This is a genomic window from Paenibacillus sp. 01T442, from assembly GCF_056398345.1.
On record NZ_JBFTPF010000017.1, the window covers coordinates 80,983 to 107,814 of the forward strand.

A 26,832-nucleotide genomic window follows, 5' to 3' on the forward strand; every position below is an offset into this window, starting at 1 on the left:
AATCTTTTCCCCCTCTAAAATAAGGCATTGTCTTTGCTAAATTTGCGCACCGCATAGTTGGATACGATAACCAACACGAATCCGACAAGCGATTGGTACACACCGGCTGCCGATGACATCCCGATATCCCCGAGGTTCATCAGACCTCTATAGACGTAGGTGTCAATGACATTTGTCGTTTTGGACAACGCGCCCGAGTCCATTGGCACTTGATAGAACAAGCCGAAATCCGAATAAAAAATGCGCCCAATCGCCAGCATGGTCATCATAATAATGACAGGCATGATCAAAGGAATAGTAATGGAGCGAATCTGATACCATCTTGAAGCGCCATCCAGTGTCGCAGCCTCGTAATACTCCGAGTCGATGCTGATGATGGAAGCTAAATAAACGACGCATAAGAATCCGACACCTTTCCAAATATGCACCAGTGTCAGAATGTACGGCCAGTATTTCGCCTCCGAGTACCAAGAAATGCCGTCAATTCCGAACAGCGGAAGAATGGCCTTGTTCATCAAGCCTGATTCGACACTTAACATGGAATAGACGAGATAGCTGACAATGACCATCGAAATCAGATAGGGAAGCAGAATGACACTTTGATAAAAACGGGATAAAAATTTCTTCTTCACTTCATTTAGCAAAATTGCTACAAAAATAGCTATGACCGTGTGTACAATGATAAAAAGCGAATTGTACAGAATTGTATTGCGTGTAATGATGAAGGCATCTTTCGTCTTGAACAAGTATTCAAAATTTTCAAACCCGATCCAATCGCTGCCGAGTATACCTGCCTGATAATTGATATCTTTAAACGCGATGATAACACCGAACATCGGTACATAATTGTTAATGAGTAAGTAAAGCACGCCTGGGATCATCAAAAGGTAAAGTGGATAATAATTTTTCCACCTACTCAGCCTTTTACTCGTTGAGGATTTATTCGTTATTGCTTGTGTCATACTACTCACTTCCTCCACTTCATGGCATCTATTGTTTGCTTACACTTTCATTATAGGAATTAGGCGGAACCGCCACTACTCCGTTTTCGACTTCCCGTTTGTACGATTCCGACCTGCTAGTAATATGAACGTCTATGCTTGTCATCATGAGAGATCTCTCCTTAGGTAAAATCGAGACGCTGTATATATAAAAAAGGAAGGAGCCGTCTGCCCCTTCCTTTTATGTTTATTTAACCCCAAATGACAGCCGTCAGCTCTTCCAAACGATAAAGCCGGTAGTCAGCAGTAGTCGGGCTGTTTATCACAGTACCAATGGCGGCCGACTTCATTCCAGCACGCTTAGCAGCGATAAGACCAGCCTCTGCATCTTCTACGACGAGACAACATTCGGGATCTATGGCAAGCTTTTTCGCCGCGAGTAGAAATACCTCGGGATCCGGTTTACTGTTAACGATCTCATTACCATCCGCCACAGCTTCAAACAAGTGCGTAAAGCCAAGCCTTTCTAGAATGATCGGCGTATTCCGACTCGATGATCCGATCGCGACTTTCGTCCCCTGCTGCTTGCAGGCAGCGATGATCTCGTGAGAACCAGGGGCCGCATCCGCGGGAGTCAATCGATTCAGTAGTTCACGATAGTAGCCATTCTTCTTCTCAGCCAAAACTTCTTTTTCCGCACTTGTATACGTTCTGCTGCTCTTTTCAAGGATAACTTCCAAGCTGTCCATCCGGCTAATGCCACGCAGTCTGTTGCCCGCGGATTCATCGAATGCAATGCCTTCTTCGTCCGCCATTCGCTTCCATGCTTGGTAGTGATACTGATCTGTGTGCACAAGCACACCGTCCAAATCAAAAATGACGGCAAGTATCGACATGTTAGAAATTCCCCTTTTCATAGTCCAACTTGCACCTCATACTTATAAACGTGTATCCCAAAAGCCGCAGAATGGATCTACAGGATTGATCCCCTTGAAAGCGGAGCGTCCCAGCAGCTTCTCGATAATCGCGTCCACGACATGCTCGCTGGCTGAATACGCATTAATAAACGTTGGTATACGCGGTACGTCCAGCAGGTGGTACGGATTAGCTACGGAAATAAACATCGTTGGCAGCTCCTGAATGAACCATGGCATATCTAAGCCAAAAGGAGGTGCCCAGTTGACCCGGACAGTCGTTTGGTTGCTGTGAGTCTCAAAATTGGAGAAGTAAATAGCAACGTCATGTTGATCCGTCATCGCCTTCACCCCAGCAAACATCGTCCTTAAATCGAAACTTTTCGTATCAAATATATGGACCTCGAAGCCTTCCGCTTCTAGTTTGGAGATAAAGTAAGGCGCTATGTTTGTTGATTTGAACAAGCCTTCCTCGCCCCCGAGAGAGAAGAGTAGAATGCGCTTGTGACGTTCTGGATTGATCGGCAGTAATTGCTGCGTGTCCTTCACGAGTGTAACGGACTGATCCGCACATTCCCCGGCCCATCTCATATGCTCATTGCACTTCAGAACGGATAGCGCCTCTACGCCAGGCACAAGAGTCCCCTCCCGCTTCTTTGTATGCAGACCAAGCGAAGCCTTAACACCGAGAATACGTGTCACCGCTTCATCCAGCCGCTCAACGGTCAAGATGCCCGTCTCGATCCCTTTCATCATAAAGAAGAAATCTTCCTCAATACTCTTATTAAACAAGAACATATCACAACCTGCAGCGATCGAAGCGGGAACGGCTGTCTCGCGCTTCATCGCTATCATAAAACCGGCCATAGGCGTAGCATCCGTCGTAATAAGTCCATTGAATCCGAGCTTGCCTCGCAGCAGATCGTTCAGTAGCTCCGGCGCCAAAGTCGCCGGCATAATGTCCGCATCTTTGAGCTCCGGACGAAGTTGCTTGCTGTAAGCAGGATGAGCAATATGGCCAACCATAACGCTCATGGCTCCGGCATCAATGCATTCTTGATACACATGGCCAAAAGTGGCGTCCCACTCTTCGACCGATAACGAATTGATCGATGTTAACAAGTGCTGATCGCGCTCGTCCACGCCGTCGCCTGGGAAATGCTTAATCGAAACAGCTACGCCATGTCCCTGAACTGCAGCCGTATAAGCTTTGCTCATGCTAGCAACGCGCTTTGGGTCAGACCCAAACGTTCTTACATTCGTAATTGGATTGCGAAAGTTGACGTCGATATCCACGACTGGCGCAAACGCCCAGTTTACACCTACTGCGCTGCCTTCTCGAGCAGCAATAACGCCAAGCCTGCGAGCCATGTCCGTATTGTCCGTAGCTGCGACTTGTAGTTGCTTGCCGAAAAAAGTACCATCTACAGCGGTGCCGTTGCCCCCAGCTTCCAGATTGGCGGCAATAAGAAGCGGAATTTCCGAAGTTTCCTGCAAATAGCGATGTGTTTCCTGAACTTTCTCCCCGGGACCAGGTCGATACATCATGCCGCCGACTCTCATCTTTTGCGTCAGCTTCGCTAGATGCTCCTTATCTTCGGTGAATCCGATCGGACAAAACAGCTGTCCTACCTTGGCGGCAAGATCCATGGCGGCCAAAGTGTCCTTAACCCATCCAATCCCATTATCGTCTAGATGAAAAGGTTTTGCATGCAAATCAACCATGTATCGTCCCTCTTCTCATATGACTTATTTGGCATTCTCACCTTTACTCTAAATAAATGCTTTTCAGATTTTCGCGCGCTTCTGAGGTCAAGCCGAGCACTTCTTCCATATAGGATTCCATCGTCCCATAGTTCTTTTTGATTTCGTTTAGTGCCGTAGTCAAGTACTCCTGTTTGACAGCCATCATTTCCCTAACCTTGGCAAGCTTGTTGTCATCTCCAAGCTTCTCTTGAATCGAACTAAGCACGTGCTCAATCGCTTCTTTCCGGTTATTGTTGCTTCTTAAGAAGTCCTCCATAACGGTTTCCATAGGCACTTCTAGTGCAAGAAGCAAGATGGCTCCAGCAAATCCCGTTCGGTCTTTACCTGCTGCACAGTGCCAAAGCAGCGGACTGCCTTCTGCCTGCAGTATCAGATCAAAAAATCGACGATATGCAGCCTTAGCAATTGGATCAGAGACAAACTGCACATACACGTTTTCCAGCCAATCTCCCTTGAACTCAGATATGTCCATTTTCATAATCAATTCAAACATTTCCTGTGGATTTACAACGCCACCCAGTACGGAAATACGGATGTCTTCTGCACCCGCGACAACTGGGTTCGGATTAGCTATTTGTTCACCTTCCGAACGGAAATCGCAGATATAGCGCAAACCGTTTTCTTGCAGGTATGCAATATCCGTTTCATTCATTTCCGCCAACTCTGCGGAGCGGAACAATAGATTATGCTTGATTGTCCTTCCATCTGCCGTGCGATATCCACCTAAATTACGCAAGTTCGTTCTGCGCTCTATTTCCTCTGCTCTTTGCTTGTAGGCAGTTTCCATGATATCCTCCTGAATTTCATTGATATTCCGCTTATTTCACGTTATTTTCTTTGGCCCAAACATCTAACTGCTTTTGCTTTTCAGCAATAATTTTGTCGATTCCGGCAGCTTTCAACTCAGAAATGAACTTAGGCAGTTCTTTATCCGGATCGAAGGCACCGTCCTCCAGCCCCAATCGGTACTGATTTACGACATTTGTAACCGCGGCAATTTCTGTTTTCACCGAAGTGTTGTCATACGTAAACCCAAGCGCTTTTGACCGGGTAGCACTCTCGTTGAACTTCTTCGTTTCTTGCCATACATTCTTGTCATTTCCTTCCCAAACATCGGCAAGGAACGAATTGCCGAACATAAACCCTTGATTCAAAGCGAAACCTGTATTATTCTCATCTACTCCTGCAGGGTAGCCAATAAAACCATCCTGCTTTTTGACATAATGCTTGCCTTCGATACCCCAAGAGAATAAGTTAACAATATCTTTGTCAGCGTACATCAGATTAAGGAACTGCATAGCCTTCTCGGGATTTTTCGAACCTTGAGAAATGCCCCACATCACGCTATTTACCGTACTTGTATTCGCAGCTGCTGGCGCAAGTTTGACCGCGGTCATTTCAGTTCCGACTATTTTCGACTGCTGTTCAGCAAAGCCCGGTTTCATGTGCGTGATATTCCCTGCTGCTTTACCTGCTTTTATAATCGTGTTTTCACTTTCTTTGTTTGTCACGACATCTTTAATCGCGTATCCCGCTTGATTCCATTTTCTCATGAGCTTCACCATATCGGCGTATTCAGGAGTCTCGTACCAGTTCACGACTTTCAGCTCGCCTTGACCATTATTCAGAAGCACCCCTAAATCGTCGCCCAAAGAATCTCTCGTGCTAAACGTACCGTATAGGGAGCTATTCACCTTATTCGTCATAGGAGCCATGCTCGGCTCGTTTTCTTTGAGTGTCTTTAGTACACTTTCAAGATCTGCCAATTTTTTCACATTACTCAAATCGATGTTGTATTTGGTTACTAAATCTTTTCTCATGATAAAGCCGTAATCTTGTGCTAGATCACGAATGCTCGGAACGCCGTAAATTTTCCCCTTCACTTTGGGTGCATTTAGAAATACAGGCCCCAGCGACTCTGAAACATTTTTTCCATATTTGGTAAGCAAATCATCAAGGGCCAGTACTTGTCCTTTTGCAACATAGTTGGAGTAAAATGCTCCCCACACCACCATCAAATCGAGCTTTTCTCCACCGGTCATCATCAAATTCATTTGATTCACATAGGCACTGTAACTGATAGGCAGCAGCTTAACCGTAGTATTAATTTTCTCTTTGGCAATTTTGTTAATCTCGTCATTCACCAGCTGCATATCTTTCGGAATTGCGCCTTTCACAGGAATCGCCACCGTGAGCTCAACTGGTGCTTCGGCCTTCTTTTCATCCTGTTTCTTGGAGCTTGATGCATCATTATCGGAACTGCAACCTGAAATCACGACCGTCAATGCGATAACTGAACTTAAGAAACTCATTCTTTTCTTCATGGTTATCTCCTTTTATTTGTTGTTATCCGAACAATTTCATTATAAGTACCCGGTAAAACAGTCACTACTCCGTTTTCGACTTTCCGCTTGTACCATTCCGACCATGCAGCTGTCGATAATCATTCGGGTTCATACCAGTCACACTTTTGAATCGTTTGGAGAAATGCGCAAGATTCGAGTACCCGACATGCACGGCGATGCTGCTGACCGACATACCGCTTTTGGACAACAGCTCCTTGGCCATCCCCATTCGCTCCTGAACCAAATATTCAGTAACGGATATACCGGTTTCTTTCTTGAAGATGCGATCCAAATAATCCGGATTCAAATAGACATGATTAGCGATTTCTTCGCGTGACAGCTCTTGTTCATTCAAGTGAATCGCAATATGATTCTTTACACGCTCTGCGACGGATTGCGTTTGTTCAACCGTGTTTACGTATTGAAGGGATCTCTCCATAATGTGCTTAATCCATGCAAGCGTATCCGTTACGGAGCGTGTTGCACGCGGTGCAAGTTCCATGGATTCAGCATCACTTAACAGTTCTCGTGCCTGAATGCCTTTCAGCATGATGACGTGATACAACATTTGCAGAAAATCGTGATGAAACTGATGCAATACCTTCGCATCTAGTTCCCCTGCTTGCATCAGGCTCTCCAAGTATCGCTCAACCTCTGATAATACTTTTGACATTGAACCTTCTTTCAACATGACTGACCACACAGGCAGATCGGGCAATGTAACAGGCTTGGAGGATTGTTTTTTGCCGGATAGCATGAACACCGTATTGTTATAAGCAACATTGTTTTTCTCGAGCTGAGTTAGCTTGTGCACCATGGACGGCAGTTCATGTACAGACGCCCGATTCCCGATATAACATGAAATATCGCAATAGAAAAATTGCCTGCAGGATGAGATAAAGGCTTCACACTTTTGTTTCAATAGCTTCATCTCTGGCTCTGCTTCTTGATCCCAAGACACGATCGCTAGCAGATTACGGCTGCCCAGCAGCAGAACTTGTCCCTTTTCTTTGTGTTCAACGATCATTTCCTCAGCGCTATTTTGAATGGCATACTCCATAATCTTCTCATCGCGCAAACTCAACTCTTTATAAAAGCGCTGGACACTGATCAGAACAGGTAAAAACCTCATTTCCTCTGAAAAAGGAATATTGCGTTCCGCGGCAGACTCTCGTATAGCTTCTAGATTTGACGGAATGGTTTCATGCAAAATATCGAGCCAAAATCGCTCAATCAGGATCGGCTGATGCTGGACCCAGAATTGCCCGTAACGACTGTATTGCTGAAGCTCACTCTCTTTATTGATCTTTGCCTTTGCTTTCACAATCACCTCTTCCAACTGTGAAAGTGCAACGGGCTTTAGCAAATAATCGAAGCAGCCAAGCTGAATAGCTTGCTGCGCAAATTTGAAATCGGCATGACATGTTAAGAAGATCGATTCCGTTTTCGGATAATGCTCCCGTACCCATGTCAAAAGCTCTAGGCCGCTGCCTTGCGGCATTTCAATATCACAAAGCATGATATCGATGGGATGAGCTTCAAAAATCTCCTTTGCTTGCCTAATATTATAAGCCGTGTGAACGGTTGCCACCCCAAATGTCTCCCAGTGCAAATCTGATTTGAGTCCTTCCACGAACAGAATTTCATCATCCACAATGAGCATTTGCATTATAATCGCTCTCCTTTTCCCATATCCGGCTGTAATGGCAGCGTAATGACAATGACAGCACCTCCAGAAGCTTGATTAGCAAATGAAATGTCAGCACGGCTTTGGTACAGCAGTAACAACCTTTGTTGAACATTCCAAATTCCGATATGCTCGCCTTGCGTATTCGTCATCTGGGCTCCGCTGCGAATGCCTACCAACACTTCTTCCGGGAAACCTGGCCCTGTATCTTGTATCGTTATTTTGAGCGTAGGAGTTACAGCCGCATCGTCAAGTTCCATATCGATTGTCAAAAGAACAGGTTCGTCCATCGTTACCGCATGCTTGATCGCATTTTCCACAAACGTTTGGACGACGAGCGGCGGGATCGGGGTGCGCAGCAAATAGTCAGGAACATGAATCGTACACTGTAAATGACTAGGAAATCTCAGCTCCTGAATGCGCAAATAATTGCGAACATGCTGTAATTCTTCTTGCACAGAAACAAAAGTCAGATTGCTTCGGAACATATAGCGGAAATAGCCAACTAAGCATAGCGCCATCTCTTCAATCAACGCATAATTTTTGGCGCGAGCGAGCGTGTGCATAATATTAAGTGAATTCAAATAAAAGTGCGGATTGATTTGCAGCTGCAAATGCTGGAGCTCCGCCTTTTGTTTGTTCATCTGCTCTTCATAGACATGAATCCGTAATTCTTGAATTTGTGACATCATCGTATTAAAGGTTTCATAAACAAGCTGAAACTCATCAGATGTCCTGAACGATGGAATCCGCATGTCCAAATTGCCGTCCTTTATCCGTTTCATCGCTGAAATCAGGCGATTGATCGGAATGAGCAACGTTTTTCGGAGAAGCAGCAAACAGACTGGCAACAGAATGAAAACTCCGATAAGAATGAAATTGACAATGTTTCGGAGGATAGGAAGATTTTTTAATATTTGTTCATCCGGTATAAGCGCAATTAGGTTGAAATCCCCCACAGCCGACTTTTCGCCGACTACCAAATAACGATTATGGTCTCCGGTTAAATAATAGTGTTGAATATTTTTACTTACATCTAGCCGATTATCTCTAACAATTTCCGCATTCACCAAAGGCACACCCTCATTCGTCGTAAATAAGGCCTCCCCTTTTTCTCCAAGTCCGATGAGATTTAGCGGTACCATTAAATTGTCGATCAATATCCATGTACCCACATACGTATTGCTCACCTTGATCGTACGCAGCAAGTAATATTTCTCCCCTATTTCCTGTACGTACCAACGATTGATCGGTAAATTGGGCGTTGCCTTTCCGGTTTCATCCTCAATAAAGTTTCTGACCGATTCTCGTTCCGCATAATTCGTAACTTCCGAAAATGCATTCATATAATATTGATTAGGAGAGGAATAAATAAAAAAGCCGTCCACCGATTTGAAATTCAATATATTTTCGGTAATTCGTTTAGATAATCTGCTTAAAGCGAAGATGCGGTCACTCTCCGAAACCTTGTTCTCAATGCCGGTGAAGTCAGCTTCGGCGATCGTCAGGCCCATTAAATTCGATTCTGCGAACCTTAATTGTTCATCGATTTGTCCCATATACAAAGACATCATTTTTTTGTTGGAATCAGCCACTTGACTCCGAACAACGCCGATCGCATAGTAGTTGGTATAAATGAGCAGCAAGCTTAACGGCACTGTGATCAGCACCAAGCCAACGATCAGCTTGAAACGAATGGAATTGAAAGGTATTCGAAAAAATCGGCCTGTCATAATTGCTCCCCCTTTTYATATTCTTCTCTAATCATTATTGACTGAATGAACGAATTAAAGAAGCCAGCAGTCTGCTGGCTTCTCAACTTAACAAGTAGAATATATTAATTATAGTGACTTGGCTTGGTCACTTGCTACTCCGTTTCCGACTTTCTGTTTGTACGATTTCGACCAGAATAGCCTAAGCTAATCATGTCTTTGCAAGTTGGTAACGACTACCGCTGAATCCCGATCGTCACGATCTCACAGGAACCCACTGGCAACGTCAAGCCGCCGTCTGCCTCCACGGCCAAACGCTCGCCTTGTGTTTCCAAGATCGTGCTCTTATAGAAATTCTGCTGGGGAAGTTGCGTACGGACCTTAACCTCCGCTTGCTGTGAACGCATGTTATACCAACGAAGCAGCACATCACCTGATGCTTCATTCATTTTCATCGAGGATAAAGCCAGACCTTCCCCTTCCCATTGGAAAGGAGCAAATGTGGAAGCAATTCGACCATAATGGATGCCGGTTTGTGCCACTGTCCAAGGAATTTGGAACTGGTAAGCTGCTCTATAGGCTTCGTATTGTGCACCATCACCAGTGTGCGGGAAGATCGCCAATCGAACCGTATGTTCACCCAAACACTGAGCCTCAGGAGTCGGGAATAGGCCCCAATCGCCGAGTTCGCCAACCGCGCGTAGAAGCGTAACGGCGATCGTATTCCGCCCATCGCGTAGAACTTCGTATTCGTTTAATCCGAGATTGGCAACGACCAAGCCCGTCCCCGCTTCTCTGACATCAACGAATGCCTGTTGATGCTGCGTATTACTTGGGTTTTCCCACTCTGCGGCTGGCGTATTATCGCGTTGCACGACTTCAAACATCGAATCAACATGATGCGTTTGCGGAGTCAGATCGGTTGGGAATAACATCCGCAGACGATGATCCTTCGCTTGGTTGTTGAAGGATGACTCGATCTCTACCCCTTGTCCGCTTCGGCTCAAACTAACCACCGTGCGGATCCGCATCGGAATCATGCGTGTTGAACGCTGTGCTTGGCGATGCGGATAGTAAACCAAATCACGTTGTTCAACGTCCAGCATGTCGTCGCCCGATGCAGGGATTTCCCAACCATGGACGATTTCGACGGAAGCTTGGTAGGCCGTATCTTGGAGCACACGGATTTGAGCTTGCAATCCGCTCGTTGTCAACGGCTTTTCGCCATCCGGTTGACGGAACATGTACTCGTTGCCAATATCTCCAACATTCTCGTATACCCCCAAATCCAGGTACGTGCGGMCGTTCTTCTTATCCGTCAGCGTGAATGAACCGTTATCCGCGATTTCAATCTTGATCGCTGCATTTTCCATAACCCGCTCATCTGTGAACAACGAGGAATTCGCCAATTCTGTTTCCCTCTTCACCCAAGCGTAAGTTTTCAAGCCTAGTGCTGGTACCTTGTCTGCTTCGAACGTCAATCTTACTTTTCGGCACATATACGGCTGACGGAACTTGTCGTCCGGCAAATCGTAACCGAATTGCAAGCCGAGATCCTCGACTGTGCATGGGAGAGGCTGCGAAGACGCATCCACGAGTACTCGTCCTGTGAGATCTACCGCTTTAGCAAAAGCGCTTGCTTCTTCCAGCGTATAGCCATCTCGGAAATAGAGGCGTAAAGCATCCATTTCAATAGTTACAACCCCCGTGCGTTCCCAACCCGACGTATTAAACACGACTACGGGCAGTGCACCTTCACCCGCCAGTGTAAAGTCAGACGTATCGATCGCGTCCGCAATGGCTTGCTTGCTGTCATCAATAATGGCTTCAGCAACATGACGGCTCTTATCGAAGCGCGTGACCATTTCACGGTGCACTTCATCCACGGAGCAGCCGCAGATGCTGTCATGCGGATGGTTTTGCATTAAGGTTTTCCAGGCATAAGTGAACAGATGATGCGGGTACTTCTCCCCGACTTTACAGACATGGGCGAAAGCCGCCAGCGGCTCTGCCACTTTCTCCAACATCGCTTGTCCGAGCTGATTCATCTGTTTCAAATACACGCGCGCCGAAGCTGTATTGACGAGCGTAGACCACCCGTCCGTCCGCTGGCTGCGAAGTTCACCTTTGACCGTCGAAAGTTCCTGCTTCCCTGAGCGCTGAACCGCCGCCAAATAATCGTTAAAATTCGAATGGACAAAGGCTGTATCCGGGAAAAGCTCGCTCGCAGCTTGAATCGCTTCCGGCAGATCCAACTGAACAGGCTGATGATCACAACCATTCATGAAGAGCAGTTCGCCCGTGGAAGCATATTTCTCAGCGTCTCCAAGTTTGCGTTCCCAGTATGCTTTTGCTTCTTCCTTGTCAACGKGGATCTCATTGCCATTGGAATACCAGTTGGCAAAAAGAATGCCCAGCACCTGGGAACCATCTGGCCCCTCCCAGATCAGCTCCGAGAAAGAGGATTCAAAATCACCGTCGGAAACCGTGTTATTGAAACCCGTCGGCTTCACGCCTCTGCCGAATAAGGCATTCGTGATACCGGACTGCTGCATCAATTGCGGCGTCTGCCCGACTAAGCCGAATGTGTCGGGAAAATAACCGATTTTCGAAACATCGCCATACGCTTTCACATCTTGATGTCCAATCTGCATATTGCGGACATTGGCTTCTCCGCTCGTCAAGAAGGCATCTTGCAAAATATACCAAGGTCCGATGAGAATACGCCCATCCCGAATTAATTTGCTTAGGCGATCCTTCTGCTTGGGTCTAACCTGCAAGTAATCCTCCAGAATAATCGTCTGCCCATCCAGAAAGAAACTGCGATAATTCGCATCTTGATCCATTTTATCTAATAACGTATCTACGAGTTTAACTAGACGCACATGGTGCTTCTCATAAGGTAAATACCACTCCCGATCCCAATGGGTATGGGAAATGATATGAGCCGTTCGCTTGGTACTCATGGGTTAGCTCCTTTCAATATGGACTTCATCTGGGCGGTAAATGGAAATCACTTGCCCTTGTCTATCTGCGGCAAAGAGCACGGAACGCTCTTTCTCCAGTGTGAAAGCATATGTCGTCTCACTATCGGTATCCCGAACTTTAACATTCACATCCCAGGCAAATTCGGAGACAAATACATACAAGAAACCGTCCTGGAAACGCAGCTTCCTTCCGTAAATCCCCGCAATATCGCCTTGAAGCCACTGCAATCCGCTGCTGTTGTTGCAACCTGCAGCATTCACTGCATATCGGTAAAGTGCCGCTACCGTGTCCATCCGGTCGTTTACTTCCACTGGCAGCGGACTCCAAATCAATCGGCCATTGCCTAAAGGAAGATCGACAACACGATCCCCAGCAGCGCCTTTCTTCGCTCCCAAACCTCCACGCCGTACTTCTTTCAACGTTTCAGCAATTCGGCGCCGACTATAGGAGACCTGAAGCGAAGTGCCTTCCAGCTCAAGCATTTCTTCACGGCGTACATTGTGAAGTTCTGCTTCACCCAGCTCTTCAATGAGCCTCGGCTTTTGCTTCCAATACGCGTCCAGACTGATTGGACCTGTAGCCAATAATGTCGCACCCGTGCGCTTCACAATATCGATAAGCTTATTCCATGCTTGTTCATCCAGATTATGCGCGCTTGGGAGTAAAATCAGCTTCGCCGGTTGCTGCTCCAGCGCCTCCAAATGATATTCCGAAGCCGCGCGGAACGGCAGCTTCATCTCGTATGACAGCACACGAGTCATTGATGTCGTTGCATCGAACGCCAGTTTCCGATTGGAAAAATCATTCGAATAAGGGAATACAGCCACAATATCTTCCAGCTCCCGCTCCTCGAATAAATCTCTGATCTCGGCCATGAAGCGGCCGAATTCATACGATACATCCGCTTCCGGTTTCTCCGTGCCATCGGCACGAAGCGCTCCGATGTGCGACTCGTTCGCGTTATCCATATAGAAATTGGTGTTCCAAATCCAATGAATAGCTCCTGCGCCTCCGGTTGCAAAGGCGTAAGCATATTTGCGCTCCAACATGCTGCGCAGCTCGATCTCCGAACGTTTAGCACGTCCATCTGGGGTCTCTACATACATAATACCGGTCTCTTGAATCACATTCGGTTTATTGGCAGTTTTGGCAAAGATGCCATCCCAAACGAGGTTATCGTTCAACCACCACGAATGGACAGTTGTGTAATCTACCGCTTCTTCGTAGAAAAGCGGTGAAGGCCGCTGCGCGCCAAGCGCTTCATCCTGGCCTACCACAACGAGATGCCCAGGTACGATTTCTTTGATTGTGTCATAGAGCTGTTTGGCCCACTGGTTGTGCATCTCCATCGAGAATAAGCAGTAATCCAGCCAGCGTGTCCCCTTTTTCGCCCGGTGCATGTCCTGCACATCGAAATTGATGTCAGCCGCCTCCGGAATGACAGCCGCTTCATAATTCGGAAGCTGCATAGGCGTCATATTCCAGCGTTCTTGCAGCAGTTCGATGCTCTCATGACGCTGCTTGAGCCACGCAATGAAAGCTTCTTTCTCATACTTATCTCGACTGGAACGAGGTCCATCCGAGAAAATCTGAGCTGGATCGAACATCGACGGCTCGTTGATCAGGTCCCAATCCACATGGGTCGTCGCCTGATGTCGGGAAACAATGGAGCGGATAAACCGCTTTTGAGCTTCCACACTTTGCGGATCGAGATAGGGATTAACCCCTTCCCAAGTTTCAGGTGTGAAGGAGAAGAAGGTAAACGTCACCTGCAGTTGATGTTTTTTGGCCGTCAGTAGGAAGGCATCGATGGCTCTCAATACTTCTTCCGAAGCATGGCCATCCACCTGCATGATATTGCGGTAGGCTGTCCAAATGCCCGTACGAATCCAGTTAATGCCTGCTTTGGCCATTTGGGCCATATCCTGATCCCAGACATCGCTATTCGGCAGGAATAAGAACTTTCGAGCAACATCCGACGTCATGTACGTCATGCCAACTACGGGTAATGGACGACCATCCTTGATGAAATAATCGCGTCCGCAAGTGATGGGCTGACCATCTGCGAGGAGCCCAGCATCGTGCCCCCAGAATCCTTGACGAAGCAAGCGGAGCTCGCCGTCCTCTGAGACTGCTTTGCACGTTACGCGATACAAGCCACGCTGTATATCCATAGGTACCGGAATGCGCACCACATTAAATTCTTTGTTGACTTGAACGATTAGACGATGCGTCCAAGCTTCTTGTGTACCTTTTTCATCCTCGACTCGAAAATCCAGTGTCCACGTCTTAGCGGCATCTTTATCCCCGATTCGTTGCGTCTGAATCGTCAGCATCGCGTGCTCGCCAGGTTCATAGYTGGCATAATTCGGCTTAACCCACAGCTCGGTCACACCGCTGGCACAGAATCTCGCCCATTGGACCAATTTCTTCGCGCCGCCTTCGCTCCAAAACGAGGGACTCAGCGGCACATTGACGAACATCCAACGCGAACCGATAAACGCACCGCGCGAATTCTCCCATAGGACGACAGGAGCCGCTACTTCGCGGCCTGTCTTTCCGATGCTTTTCAGCAGCGGATAAATCTGCGTGCTCATCGTACCTGCCGCACCCATCTGATGAGGCAAATCACTGTCTCGCGTCGTATGCGGCACCATATTCCAAGTATCCGCAAGCGCGAATAAAGATTCTTGCCCTTGCAGCAGCGGTAACGTTTCTAACGCGATATTGGAACGGATTGGCGTTCCTTCAACTCGCAGAATTTCATGAATATGCAGCTGCTGGTGGTAGCCCGTCTGCTCAGATTCCACATGCCAATTCTCATCTTCCCAGCGGACAGGACGCTTGAAGGCTGCGCCTCCCACACTCAGCAGGCCGCCGCCGCGCTGCAAGAACGCCAGAATCTCAGGCCACGCCGCTTTCGGAAAATACGGCGCATGCAAATTGACGAAACATCCGCCAACTGCTGATCTTAATGCCTCTGCAAGTGCATGGGCACCTACTACAACCGCCCCTTGCGCCGTTAATTGCTCGATTTGCACATCGCTAAACGAACTGCTCGGGAATCCGGGTTCATGGAATATCAAGACCGGACGACTCATAGAAGACCATCCTTCATCGCTTGATAAACCAATTGAGAGAACAGACTGTTCGACCATGCAAACCATTTACGCGTGAAAATGGTTGGGTCATCGACATGAAAACCTTCATGCATGAATCCCGTTTCCGCATCTGTCGCTTCCAGCATCGCGATCATCTCTAGCTTCTCTTCCGCCGTCGATGCCGTAATGCCTTGCATGGACAGAGCCATATGCCAAATGTAGTCGTCCGGCGTATGCGGACTGCCGATGCCTCGAGCCACCTTGCCTTCAAAATAGAACGGGTTCTCTTTGCTAAGCGCAAAGCGTCTTGTGTTTTGATATATAGGATCGTCCGCGGTCACATAGCCCAAGTAAGGAATCGACATAAGACCCGGCGTCCCGGCATCATCCATCAGGCAGTAATTGCCGAAGCCGTCTGTTTCATACGCATAAATAGGACCAAATGTCGGATGACGATAAATCCCGTACAATTGAATGCCATGGTCAATGTCCGCTTCGAGCGCTTTGAGTTGTGCGAGGAAATCCATGTCCCGGAATACCCATTCCGCGAATTCTTGCATATGGCGAAGGGCGACTACCGCGAACATATTCGCTGGAATGTTGTAATGAAAGTCACACGCATCGTCACTGGAACGGAAGCCTGACCACACCATCCCCGTATAATTCACAGGCATGCCCAAGCCATGATTGCGGAGGGAATCGGTTGGTATCCCGTTATTGCGGGTAAAGCGGTAAGGCGACTTTTCAAAATGATGCTGCTCGGTTTGGAACAACTCATAGATCTTAACCATCGCTGCTTTAAAGCCAGCATCAAAGATATCCGTCAATTCGGTTTCCTTCCAATACGCATAGGCCAGACGCATCGAGAAACACAAGGAATCGAGCTCAAATTTACGCTCCCATACCCATGGCGACATCTCTGTTTGGTCTGCTTTGTTCCAATGCCAATCATTGGCCGACTCATTAAACGCATTCGCATACGGATCAATATGAATATACTGAATATGACGTTTAATTAAACCGCTAATGATGCGTTGAAGATCCCTATCTTCTTTGGCAAAAGGCACGTAATGCATGACCTGTTCGACAGAATCACGCAGCCAGGACGCCGGAATATCTCCCGTGATTACAAACGTGGTGCCATCTGGCATCAACTTGGTTGTTGTTTCTAATGTATTCGGAAAACAATTTTTAAATAATTGCAGGAGTTTAGGACGATGCGCCAGCTTTTCTTCGGCTTCCAACAAGACATCTTGAATGGCTTGTGGCAGTTCTAGCTTGGGCATCGGAATTTTGGGCAGTCTGAATTGTTCCACGGTGAATCCTCCACATTTCTATAATCTACGAAGTTGGTTAKGGCACTACTCTTTTACAGCACCGATCGTCAAGCCTTGAATGAAGTAACGCTGGAAGAACGGATATGCGAATATAATCGGTCCAGTCGCAAGCACAACCATAGCCATCCGCGACGTATCCTGCGGCAGCGATTGCAGCAAGCCAATGCCAACCGACGGGTTGCTCGTGTTCTGAAGCAGGAACTGCATGCTATTCTCAATCCGCATCAGCATCGATTGCAGCGGCACCAAGCTCGGCGTGTCGATGTACAGAAGCGCATTGAACCAATCATTCCAGTACCCCAAGGTACTGAATAACCCGATCGTCGCGAGCCCTGGCAGGGACAGCGGCAGCACGAGCTTGACGAAGATGCCGAATTCGCCGGCTCCATCCATTTTGCCCGATTCAATTATCGCATCCGGTACAGATGTACTAAAGAAAGTACGCATAATCATGATATAGAAGGCGTTGCCCGCTAATGGCAGAACCAAAGCCCACAGGGAGTCCTTGAGCCCGAGCAATTGCGTCATGACAATATAAGTCGGCACAAGTCCACCGTTGAAGAGCATCGTAAAAAAGGCGAAAAAACCGAAGAAATTACGGAATTTAAAGCTTTTTCGGGAAATCGCGTACGCGAACGTAGCGGTCAGAATCAAGCTGACTAGCGTACCTACGACCGTCACAAGGATGGTGACCCCATAGGACATCAGCAATTGATCGCCTGCTTTGAAGAGATAACGGTAAGCTTCCAGGCTCCATTTCTCCGGGATGATGCGATATCCATTCGTATTCAGAGATTTCTCATCGGTGAACGAAATAATCGTCACAAACAGAAACGGGAACACACAGGCAATGGTAAAAAGACCCGCGGCCACATGAGCGAACACATTCAAAAGTGGCGGCAATTTATGAAAGTCTTGTTTTTTCATCGCTTTGACAGCATTCATTATCAGTTCCTCCTTTCCTCAATCCTCAGTTAAAAGAGTGCATTGTCTTTATCAAATTTTCTAACGACATAGTTCGAAGTCATCACGAGAATGAAGCCGATCACGGACTGATACAAACCAGCCGCTGTACTCATCCCGATCTCTCCCGTAGATTTAAGGCCGCGGTATACGTACGTATCGATAACATTGGTTACGGAGTATAACGTCCCGGAGTCTCTAGGCACTTGCAGGAACAAGCCAAAGTCTGCATAAAAAATTCGTCCGATCGCCAGCAGCGTCAGAATCGTCATTAATGGTTTTAACATCGGGAAGGTAATGTTGCGGATTTGCTGCCATTTGCTCGCGCCGTCAATCATGGCTGCTTCATAAAGCGATTTATCGATTCCCATGATCGCCGCCAAATACACAACAGAGCTGTAGCCGACTGATTTCCAGAGGTAAACGAGAATAATGATAAGCGGCCAATACGTCTTGTCGTTGTACCAACGAATCGGATCCACGCCAAACCAGGGAAGTATATGATTAAGCATTCCTTTATCCACACTTAGGAAACTGAATACGAAATAGCCAACGATGACCCAAGATAAGAAATAGGGCATGAACATACCTGTTTGATAAAGCTTAGCAAGCTTTTTATTCGTAATTTCAGATAACACAATGGCGAGTCCAACGGACAGCACCAGACCTGCAATTATAAACACAATATTGTATAGTAAGGTGTTGCGCGTAATGATATAAGCATCGTTCGTACTAAAAAGGAATTTGAAGTTCTGTAAGCCAACCCACTTGCTCTCCACAATACTTGCCCAAAAACCATCACGGCTGTAACGGTACTGCTTGAAAGCAATAACCATGCCTGCCATCGGTAAATAAGAGAAGAACAGGAACCAAAGTGTTGCTGGTAATGCCATGAGCAGCAGCACTCTGCTTTGTTTAACATCCTTGAAAAAAGTTCCTATTCTGTTCATACAATCACCCCTTCGCTGATATTTAGACAAAGATCAGGTGAATGCAGAACATTCACCTCATCTTTAAACTTGCCTCTATTTTTTGTTAGCTGCTTTCCACGCGTCAATTTGACTTTGTGCTTCCGCCATAATTTTATCCAGTCCGGCTGCTTTGAATTTCTCGTTAGCAAGCGGAATGTATTTATCTGGATCAACGGTACCCGTCATAAGTGTTGCCCAGAACTCTTCTTTCACGTTCTGTACAGCGGCGATTTCGTTGATTACTTTGGTAGGATCGAAGTTAAAGCCAAGCAGCGGCGCAGGTACGCCTGTATCGTTAAATTTCTTGAATTCTTCCCATTTGTTCTCAGGGTCTTTGACATCTCTGTATGTCAACAACACATTACCAAGGGAGAATGTAGGCATATCATAGTTTTTGGATGCCGGTAAGTTTTCCATTGTGTCGTTGCCGACTTTTTTGTAGTGCTCGCCTTCAATACCGGAATCGACCATGTTGCGAAGTACAGGATCCGTGTTGAGTAGGTTCAGGAATTCCATCGCTTTTTCCGGATATTTGGAGTTGGCCGAGATCGCTTGCATGGAGCCCATAACGGACCAGTTATAAATTAAAGCTGGGCTTGCTGGTTTGGATACAACGGGGTATCCATAGCTTGCTGACCAAAGGTTGTCCGCGAAAGGTTGATTGGTCGCTTTATCGGAGAACCACTTGCCCGTCACTTGTACATCATTCAATGATGTCAGCGTGGACGCTTCCGTTGGAATGTAGCCGGCTTTGTAATATTTATTCATTGTTTTCAATGCTTGTTTCATTTCCGGTGTATCTAGAATGTTAACGACTTTCAAATCTTTATTGTCTACGCTAACAGCCATTGGCATTTTCTCAATGATGTAGTCATATGGCACATAAGGCATGTAGTTTTTATCAACAGCCAATCCGTAAGTGTTCGGCTCTTTGGCTTTAATTACTGAAAGAAGCGGCTCTAGGCTTTCCAGCGATTTCACGTTATCTAGACTGAGGTTATATTTATCAGCCAGGTTTTTGTTGAAGCGCCATACGTCTTGTGCTGGCAGCTCTTTATTAGCTGGAACACCGTAATTATGTCCATCAACTTTGGAGCCGTTAAGGAAAGCAGGGTCCAATGCTTTGACTATGCCTTGTCCATTTTTTTGCAGCAGCTCGTCAATTGGCTTGAATGCGCCTTTACGCGCATTTTGCACATAATCAAATGCCCATGAAGACGTGAACATAATATCCATAGGTGTGCCGGAAGCGGTCATTACTTGCATTTTTTGAGCATAATCACCCMAATCCGTCATATTCATCTTCACCGTAACACCGATTTTCTCCGCAGTGTACTTGCTGACTTCAGCCATAACGCGCTCCACATCTTTCTGTGGCGTTCCGATTGTATACCAAATTAATTCAACGGGTTTATTCGCTGCCGCATTCCCTTTCGCATCATCGGCATCTTTGCTGCCACAAGCGCTAAGCGTCAAGGATAYAGCTAACGTTAATCCTAGTGTAGTGACCAAGTTTTTTTTCATTTTTCTCATTTTTTGAGTCCTCCCAAGTGAATACTCGTTTTCTACGCCCGTAGGGGCTATATTTACAGTACTGCATGAAAGCAATTACAAATAGACGATAAACTAAATGAACCCTGTCTAAAATAAAGAAAAAAACGCTATCAAATCATTTTCGCAAAAAAAAGACTGCTTCTAAGTTTCCCTAGAGCAGTCCACGATAATCCGTTGGCGAAATACCGACATATTTTTTGAATTGTTTATAAAAGTAACCCAATTCGGAGTAACCTACCTCTTTGGCAATCTGATGAACCTTCGCATGCGTTGTCTTGAGCAGTTCTTTCGCCTTCTCAACCCGGAAACGGTTCATATACTCCGTGAATGTCTCATTGATTTCTTTCTGAAACAATTGCCCTAAGTAAACAGGATGGATGTGGTAGTGAGCGCCAAGCATTTTGAGTGAGAGCTCCTCCGCATAGGACTGCTGCACATATTTCAACACCTGCTGCACAATCGGACTTCGAACGTCCGAAATCAAAAAGCCAACTGTCGTCTCGGCAATCTCCAGGATGGCAGCTTCCAGTTCTTCCAGCGCGACCGCCTCGCGAATCTGATCAAAGGCAAGATGATACACCTCTAGTTCTTCGGTATGGCGGATTGCTTTGATTTCCAACTTGAAATGAATGACCATCTCAAAGGCGATATTCTGAAAATCGTGTGGCGTAATTCCCGGCAAGGCTTGAATTCGCTTGAAGTCGCTATGAATGCATGCACGCAGATTTTCTATATCTTTGGCAATAATAAGCTTCGCATAGGCCGGCCAATCAATGATCGAGAAATCCACCTTGGGATTGTCTTGATTCATAGCCAGCTCCTGATAATCAATAATTGGCAGTTCAGGATAAATCCAGAAATACTCCTGTGCTTTTTTGGCGGCTTCATAGCTTAGCGCGACGCCATCCGGCAGGTGACCGACGGTCCCTATCGAGATGCGAACCGATTGGTCTTGAAACGCGGTATGAAGCTGATGAAGCAGTGCTATCAGTTCTTTTTTGCCCTCTTCCATGTGATCCATGGACGCAAGCAGCAAGATATCTCCGTCCAGATCGCGGAAAACGGTTACCCATTCGTAGACATCCAGCCGGCTAGTGATAAATTCCAAGCCCTTATCTGCATCAATAGGCATTCGCAGAACGGCCGCGACCATATAGGCGCTTGCTAAGTTGATGCCTAGAAGTTCTGCACGCTCATAGAACTCCAGCGGMGCAATCTGTTGCGTCAACCAACGATGCAGCGTGTTGTCCTTCAAAATTTGCTTGCTGTATGCCTGAACCAACTGTGTCTCGTTCATGGTATTCAGCTTCTCAACGGTATTTTGCAGGGACGACTTGAGTTCTTGGATGTTAATGGGCTTGAGCAAGTAATTTTCGATCCCTAGCTGCATGCCCTCTTTCAAATAAGCAAACTCATCGAATCCACTGAGCACGATCACTTTCAATTCCGGGTGAACCACTCTCGCGTGCCGAATCAAATCCAGCCCATTCATAATCGGCATGGAAATGTCTGTCACCAAAATATCGACGGATATTTCCTGCAAAGCGTCTAAAGCCTTCTGTCCATTGCTGGCATGCCCCACAATTTCCAAACCAACTTCCGCCCAATCAATAATGTCATATAACCCTTCGATAATGAAAGGTTCATCGTCCGCAAGAAAGACCCTAAACATCGTCCACCTCCGTTCCACCGTCCATCGGCAACCAGATATCAATGGTCGTTCCTTGGCCTGGTTGGCTATGTAATTTCAAGCCGTATTCACTGCCATACAGCAGTTTAAGCCGTTGATTGATGCTTCGCAACCCAAAAGACTCCCCTTCCAATTCCTCATCTTGCAGAAATAACGCCAATTCATTGAGCCGCTGGGGTGAAATCCCGTTGCCGTTGTCTTCAATCTGCACATGTAGAAACGCCTCTACCTGCTTCACTCGGATGTGAAGCTCATTATCCGAGCTTTCGCTTCGCAAGCCATGCACAATATAATTCTCAATGATCGGTTGCAGCGACATTTTCATCACGCGCACAGACCCGAGCCGTCGATCCCAATCCATGGCATACGTAAATTTATCCTTATATCGAATTTGAAATAGTTCCAAATACAGACGACAGGCTTCCAACTCATGTTTGAGTGTATAGATTTTCTTCTGTTGGACAAAACTTCGGAACAGCGCCGATAAGCTGTAGATCATTTCCCCAACGTCATGTGCGCCTTGCGAGATTGCCCGCATCCGAATCACTTCCAGCGTGTTGTAGAGGAAATGAGGATTGACTCTAGCTTGCAGCGCCGTAAGTTCCGTCTGTTTTTGCTTAATGTTCGCCTTATACACCCGATCAATATAGATGTTCAATTCCTCAATCATCTCGTTAAAGCTCCGTGATATTTGCCCGATCTCATCCTCCCGCACATCGGGTATCCGTACACTAAGATCGCCTTGCTTCACCTTTCGCGTGAATCGGATGATCTGATTGGTCCGCTTGGCGACACTCATCACGACTAGGAACGGAATCAGGATGGCGAAAAAGATACATATCGCACTGATGAGGAAAATCATACTGCCGATTTTCTTCGAGGAAGCATCCAACTCTTTGCGGGGGATGATGCTGACCGTGCTGAAATTCCCCTTGCTTTGCGTAAGCTTCGTCACATAGTCGCCTTGGTTGGAACCACTATTCTCATACAACGCATTGATTTGATCCATATGTGGATAGATCTTCCCAACGTATTGATTCGAAGAATCGAACAGCACACCGCCGTCCGGTGCCAATACAAGAATCATCCCTTTCAGCTCATCCTTATCGTTCTGCAAAATCTTCCAAATCCCATCCGTACTAAAATAAACGACCTGCTGGCCAATTGTCTTCAGCGTTAACTTGTCCGTGATTGGCGTTCGAATCGCGTAAAGGTTGGAATCCCATTGACCGATCGCTTCACGCACCCAAATATTTGGCAGTTCCACACTCTTGCTTTCGAGAGCCATCACATCCGGGATATAAGAGCGAGCGCGATTGGTGGGAACGATTTTCATCTGCCCATTTTGCCCCAGCACATATAACGTCTGCTGATCCTCGCTGTATAGCAGCAAATTACGGATATCTTTGTTGTCTTCCACCTGATTTTTAAAATATTGCAGCCCATCGCTCCACATGCTGTTGCCGCCTAAATTATACTGCTCCAAACCGTGCTGGACATATTCTTGAAAAGGGTGCTGGAGCATAAAAGATACACCCGAAGCCAGCGAGCTATCCCGATAGAGGCCAAACAGGATGGACTGGGCTGAATCATATTTTCCACCCAAATAATTGTTAACGTTCGTCAGCGCTTTCTTCTGGATATCCAACTCTCGATTGATCGCCGCATGAGACATCGAGTAGTACATAAAATAAGAAAACGAAATAATCGTTAGAACCGTAATCATCGAAAAGAGGAGCAGCAGCCTCATAAACAAATTATTTTGCAAATAATTCCGATATATCTTGCGCAGCACCATCCAGTTATCATCTCCTGCTGTTAATCGGGTACATTATAGCATAAAAATCTCGAAGGGATGAATTTCAGGCCCACTCGCACAGAAACCTAAAAGTCGAGACGGTTATATCCGTTAAGTGACTGCCCAAGCAACAATCCTGAGCGTCTGCTTCATATTCCATGACAGCTCTGTAAGGGAAGCGAAAAGACAAAAAAACGCAGCTAGATCAGTTACTGATCCGCTGCGCTAATGTCTACCGAGTTGCGATACTGCCCCGGAGTCATACCCTCCATCTTCCGGAAATACCGGATAAAGTTCTGTGAATTATTGTATTGAAGTTTTTCGGCAATGTCCGAAATCTTCATGCTCGTCTCCGTCAACCACTTTTTCGCAATCCGTACCCGGTACTGGGCAAGGTATTCGTCAAAAAGCATGCCTACTTCCTTACAGAAAACATGCCGGATATAGTCCAAAGCTCAGAAGTAATATTTTCCATTGGCGCTGAAAGCAGAAAAGAAGTAGATACCTTTATTCAAAAAGTAGAGTTTGCCGGAGGAAGCATCTTTGGCAAGCCGAGTGAAATTGACGGCTGGATGTACGGCGCAGGATTTGCCGACCTGGACGGTCGCCACTGAAACCTGCTGTTCATGGATGAGAGCACAATGCCGAAACGCTAAATTATGAAAACGCCGGTCACCTACTTAAGGTTACCAGTGTATAAGAAAAAGTGCTTGTGTTCACACAAGCACTTTTTCTATAGTTAACGGACGAAGCGCATGGCTTTCGTCCACATGCACGAAGGCGTCGTACCGCCGAGCCATCACAGAGGGAACGTAGTTCCCTCGCTCAGCAGTGGGGCGGTACACGACACCGATGGCACGGTGCCCCAGCACCTCGTGCCCGAGTAACGGATCCTCCTTGCTTAGCAGGAGGATCTGATCATATGCGCCAGCGCGATGCATGAGCTCTTCCCAGCTGCCCTGCTGTGCAGCGGGCACTTGCATCGTCGCCATCGGCGCGCCCCAAGATTTCGCGGCAATGACGGTGCCGCGGTAAGTGCCGAAGCCGATGGCACACACATCGGCTTCGCCGTGCGCTTCGCGCACAAGCTGGCCGACGTTGATCATGTCGTCGTTCAGCATATCGGTTGCACGCGCATCGCCAATGTGCGTGTTATGCTCCCAGACGATAACTTTGGCGTCTGAGCCGTGATGGATGGCGAGGCGGCGCAGTGCCTCGACCATGTGTCGGTCGCGGACGTTCCACGATTCCGCGTCATGCTTGACCATGGTGCTGTAATAATCCTCCGCATTTACGGCAACAAGCGCGTTTATTTCTGCACTAAGGGCGGCTTCGCTGTCTTCGTCGTACCGCACTCGTTTCACGTGAAGCTCCTTCAGCAACTTCACGACATCGTCCTTACAGCTCTCGCCGTAGAAAGCCGCAGAAACTCCGTAGTTTTGCCCCTCTTTATCATAGGAATCGAAGCACTCAAAGGCTTTACGGGCTAAAGCTAACTGCTCAGGTGTGCCTTTTTCGTGCAAGTAGCGTTCGATTTCTTCCAATGACTCCCATAAACTATAAACGTCAAGTCCATAAAAACCGACGCGCTGCGCCATCGATTTGTCTTCATTATGCTTTTTTAACCAATCCATTAATTCCMCAACTTCTTCATTTGCCCACATCCATGTTGGCCAGCGATTGAACCCTTCCATAACAGCACGGGCGTTTGGCTTCGCATCCTTGTACTGCTTGACATACCGGTTAACCTCATAGCAGGAAGGCCAATCCCCTTCAACTGCTATAAAAGAAAATCCCTTCGTCTCAATCAATTTACGGCTCAACTCCATGCGAAGCTTATAAAATTCGGAAGTACCATGCGTGGCCTCACCAAGTAAAACATACTTTTTATCGCCAATCGCTTCGATTAATACATCTAAATCATCTGTACTGTTCAAAGGCACAGCCTGTTTCTTGATCTGTTCCACGATGAGTTCATCCATGTTCACTTGAGTTACTCCTATTCATAATGAGTTTTCTTTCGTAGTATGCACAAAAATACGAAGAAAAAAGCACTTCACGGGAAGCGCTTTTTTTCCAAAAATTATCAATACGCTGCCTTGTGCCGGCTCCGAATGACGCTATACTCTATTCAACCTTATGGTCGGGATAACAAATAGTTGGCATCACGCAGTAAATATTGCGCCGCCTGGCTTGTCAAATGCTTACCGCTTTGCGCCTTGACCTGGTGCACGAAATCGTCCAACGCATTCGCGGACAACTTGCTTTGCAGGCTAACTATGAAATTTTTAGCAAAGTGAAAGCGATATCAAACATTTGAAATTGTTTACACTCAGTGCACAAAATACGATTTGAGAATAATTACGATTAGCACAATTTAATCCAAGTTGCTCTATAAGGACGATGGGGAATGAAATGAGGAAGATCGAGAAGATGATCATCTTATGGAAGTATTTTGATTTCGCTGCTGCCTTCATTGGCATGTGCTCCTCCCAAATGCCGATGAGGTCGTTACGTTTATCGTAGCCAGTTTTGGAGTTACCGTCTATAATCACATCCGGCTTTTTTTGCTCGTTATCGATCGAATTTGTTAAAACACGATAAATAAGAGAAAAAAGTGGATGACGTTGTAGATTTCACGACAGGTTAGAAGGTAAGTAATCACGAAATATGGGTATCAACCTAGTGCGGAACCATCCACTTGACCATATATTGATATTGCCACCCAGCACAGTCAACTTAATCGTCACCCTCATTTATAAAACGAAAAAAACGGTCTGTATTCGCATCTACTTCGCGATAAGACCGTTTTTTTGTGTGAAATTCTCAGTTGGCGGAAATTCCTACACACAAATTGGTTCGTGCGTCCAATCAATGACTATAAAACGAACATATTTTATACCGTAGTGAAAAATCACCAGAGAGGAATGAGTAAACATGGGAGCAGTAGGTTATGGTGGAAGTTGTGCAGGTCACGGTTCAAGCGCAGCAGCTATTTTGGTTCTTTTTATTCTTTTGGTTATCATCACGTCAGCTTTTGTATGGTAATTCCTTAATCCTACAC

Annotated in this window: 18 protein-coding genes and 1 pseudogene; 2 read left to right on the forward strand and 17 right to left on the reverse strand. The window is 46.6% G+C overall.

All coding sequences use genetic code 11. From position 1 onward, the window contains the following. Positions 1–14: 14 nt before the first annotated feature. The 16 genes and pseudogenes from AC1DLM_RS16230 to AC1DLM_RS16305 all read right to left on the reverse strand — a co-directional run. Positions 15–962: an ABC transporter permease gene (locus tag AC1DLM_RS16230; RefSeq protein WP_477570570.1), complete on the reverse strand. Its 948-nt coding sequence runs from the start codon at positions 960–962 to the stop codon at positions 15–17. A gap of 230 nt (positions 963–1,192) precedes the next feature. Then, a complete protein-coding gene (gene pgmB / locus AC1DLM_RS16235; RefSeq protein WP_477570571.1) occupies positions 1,193–1,837 on the reverse strand; it encodes a beta-phosphoglucomutase in 645 nt (214 codons plus the stop codon). 42 nt (positions 1,838–1,879) lie between these two features. Next, on the reverse strand, positions 1,880–3,580 hold the full coding sequence (locus AC1DLM_RS16240) for a glycoside hydrolase family 3 protein (protein ID WP_477570572.1): 1,701 nt from the start codon (positions 3,578–3,580) through the stop codon (positions 1,880–1,882). 43 nt (positions 3,581–3,623) lie between these two features. After that, entirely contained in the window at positions 3,624–4,409 is a 786-nt protein-coding gene (locus AC1DLM_RS16245) for a tyrosine-protein phosphatase (RefSeq protein ID WP_477570573.1), read from the reverse strand. Positions 4,410–4,440: 31 nt separating this feature from the next. Next, the gene (locus tag AC1DLM_RS16250) at positions 4,441–5,946 is read right to left on the reverse strand and encodes an ABC transporter substrate-binding protein (RefSeq protein ID WP_477570574.1); all 1,506 of its coding nucleotides are present in this window, start codon (positions 5,944–5,946) and stop codon (positions 4,441–4,443) included. A gap of 64 nt (positions 5,947–6,010) precedes the next feature. Beyond that, positions 6,011–7,636, reverse strand: coding sequence for a response regulator (locus AC1DLM_RS16255; RefSeq protein ID WP_477570575.1), 1,626 nt, complete (start codon positions 7,634–7,636; stop codon positions 6,011–6,013). Continuing rightward, positions 7,636–9,387, reverse strand: coding sequence for a sensor histidine kinase (locus tag AC1DLM_RS16260; RefSeq protein WP_477570576.1), 1,752 nt, complete (start codon positions 9,385–9,387; stop codon positions 7,636–7,638). Before AC1DLM_RS16260 ends, AC1DLM_RS16255 begins: the two co-directional genes overlap by 1 nt. Positions 9,388–9,602: 215 nt before the next feature. Then, on the reverse strand, positions 9,603–12,332 hold the full coding sequence (locus AC1DLM_RS16265) for an alpha-mannosidase (RefSeq protein WP_477570577.1): 2,730 nt from the start codon (positions 12,330–12,332) through the stop codon (positions 9,603–9,605). A 3-nt stretch (positions 12,333–12,335) separates the two neighbouring features. Then, on the reverse strand, positions 12,336–15,455 hold the full coding sequence (locus AC1DLM_RS16270) for a beta-galactosidase (RefSeq protein ID WP_477570578.1): 3,120 nt from the start codon (positions 15,453–15,455) through the stop codon (positions 12,336–12,338). Beyond that, on the reverse strand, positions 15,452–16,771 hold the full coding sequence (locus AC1DLM_RS16275) for a glycoside hydrolase family 125 protein (protein WP_477570579.1): 1,320 nt from the start codon (positions 16,769–16,771) through the stop codon (positions 15,452–15,454). The genes AC1DLM_RS16270 and AC1DLM_RS16275 overlap by 4 nt, the downstream gene beginning before the upstream one ends. Positions 16,772–16,816: 45 nt before the next feature. Then, positions 16,817–17,737 (reverse strand): carbohydrate ABC transporter permease, encoded by a 921-nt coding sequence (locus tag AC1DLM_RS16280; protein ID WP_441987380.1) that lies wholly within the window; start codon positions 17,735–17,737, stop codon positions 16,817–16,819. A gap of 29 nt (positions 17,738–17,766) precedes the next feature. After that, complete coding sequence (locus AC1DLM_RS16285; protein WP_028553304.1) at positions 17,767–18,705, reverse strand: ABC transporter permease; 939 nt, start codon at positions 18,703–18,705, stop codon at positions 17,767–17,769. Positions 18,706–18,780: 75 nt separating this feature from the next. Continuing rightward, entirely contained in the window at positions 18,781–20,259 is a 1,479-nt protein-coding gene (locus AC1DLM_RS16290; RefSeq protein ID WP_477570580.1) for an ABC transporter substrate-binding protein, read from the reverse strand. A gap of 172 nt (positions 20,260–20,431) precedes the next feature. Then, positions 20,432–21,952 carry a response regulator gene (locus tag AC1DLM_RS16295; RefSeq protein ID WP_477570581.1) on the reverse strand — a complete coding sequence of 507 codons (1,521 nt, stop codon included), beginning with the start codon at positions 21,950–21,952 and terminating at the stop codon, positions 20,432–20,434. Further along, positions 21,945–23,768 carry a sensor histidine kinase gene (locus tag AC1DLM_RS16300; protein WP_477570582.1) on the reverse strand — a complete coding sequence of 608 codons (1,824 nt, stop codon included), beginning with the start codon at positions 23,766–23,768 and terminating at the stop codon, positions 21,945–21,947. The genes AC1DLM_RS16295 and AC1DLM_RS16300 overlap by 8 nt, the downstream gene beginning before the upstream one ends. A 209-nt stretch (positions 23,769–23,977) precedes the next feature. Further along, positions 23,978–24,214 (reverse strand): annotated as a pseudogene (locus AC1DLM_RS16305) (helix-turn-helix domain-containing protein); the annotation flags it as partial. Between AC1DLM_RS16305 and AC1DLM_RS16310 the strand changes: the two are divergent. Further along, on the forward strand, positions 24,203–24,382 hold the full coding sequence (locus AC1DLM_RS16310; protein ID WP_441987481.1) for a VOC family protein: 180 nt from the start codon (positions 24,203–24,205) through the stop codon (positions 24,380–24,382). The pseudogene AC1DLM_RS16305 and the gene AC1DLM_RS16310 overlap by 12 nt on opposite strands. A 102-nt stretch (positions 24,383–24,484) precedes the next feature. On the opposite strand, the gene AC1DLM_RS16315 is transcribed toward AC1DLM_RS16310, so the two are convergent. Further along, positions 24,485–25,750 (reverse strand): erythromycin esterase family protein, encoded by a 1,266-nt coding sequence (locus AC1DLM_RS16315; protein ID WP_477570583.1) that lies wholly within the window; start codon positions 25,748–25,750, stop codon positions 24,485–24,487. 955 nt (positions 25,751–26,705) lie between these two features. On the opposite strand from AC1DLM_RS16315, the gene AC1DLM_RS16320 reads away from it, so the two are divergent. Continuing rightward, positions 26,706–26,816, forward strand: coding sequence for a YjcZ family sporulation protein (locus tag AC1DLM_RS16320; RefSeq protein WP_171628410.1), 111 nt, complete (start codon positions 26,706–26,708; stop codon positions 26,814–26,816). Positions 26,817–26,832 lie beyond the last annotated feature (16 nt).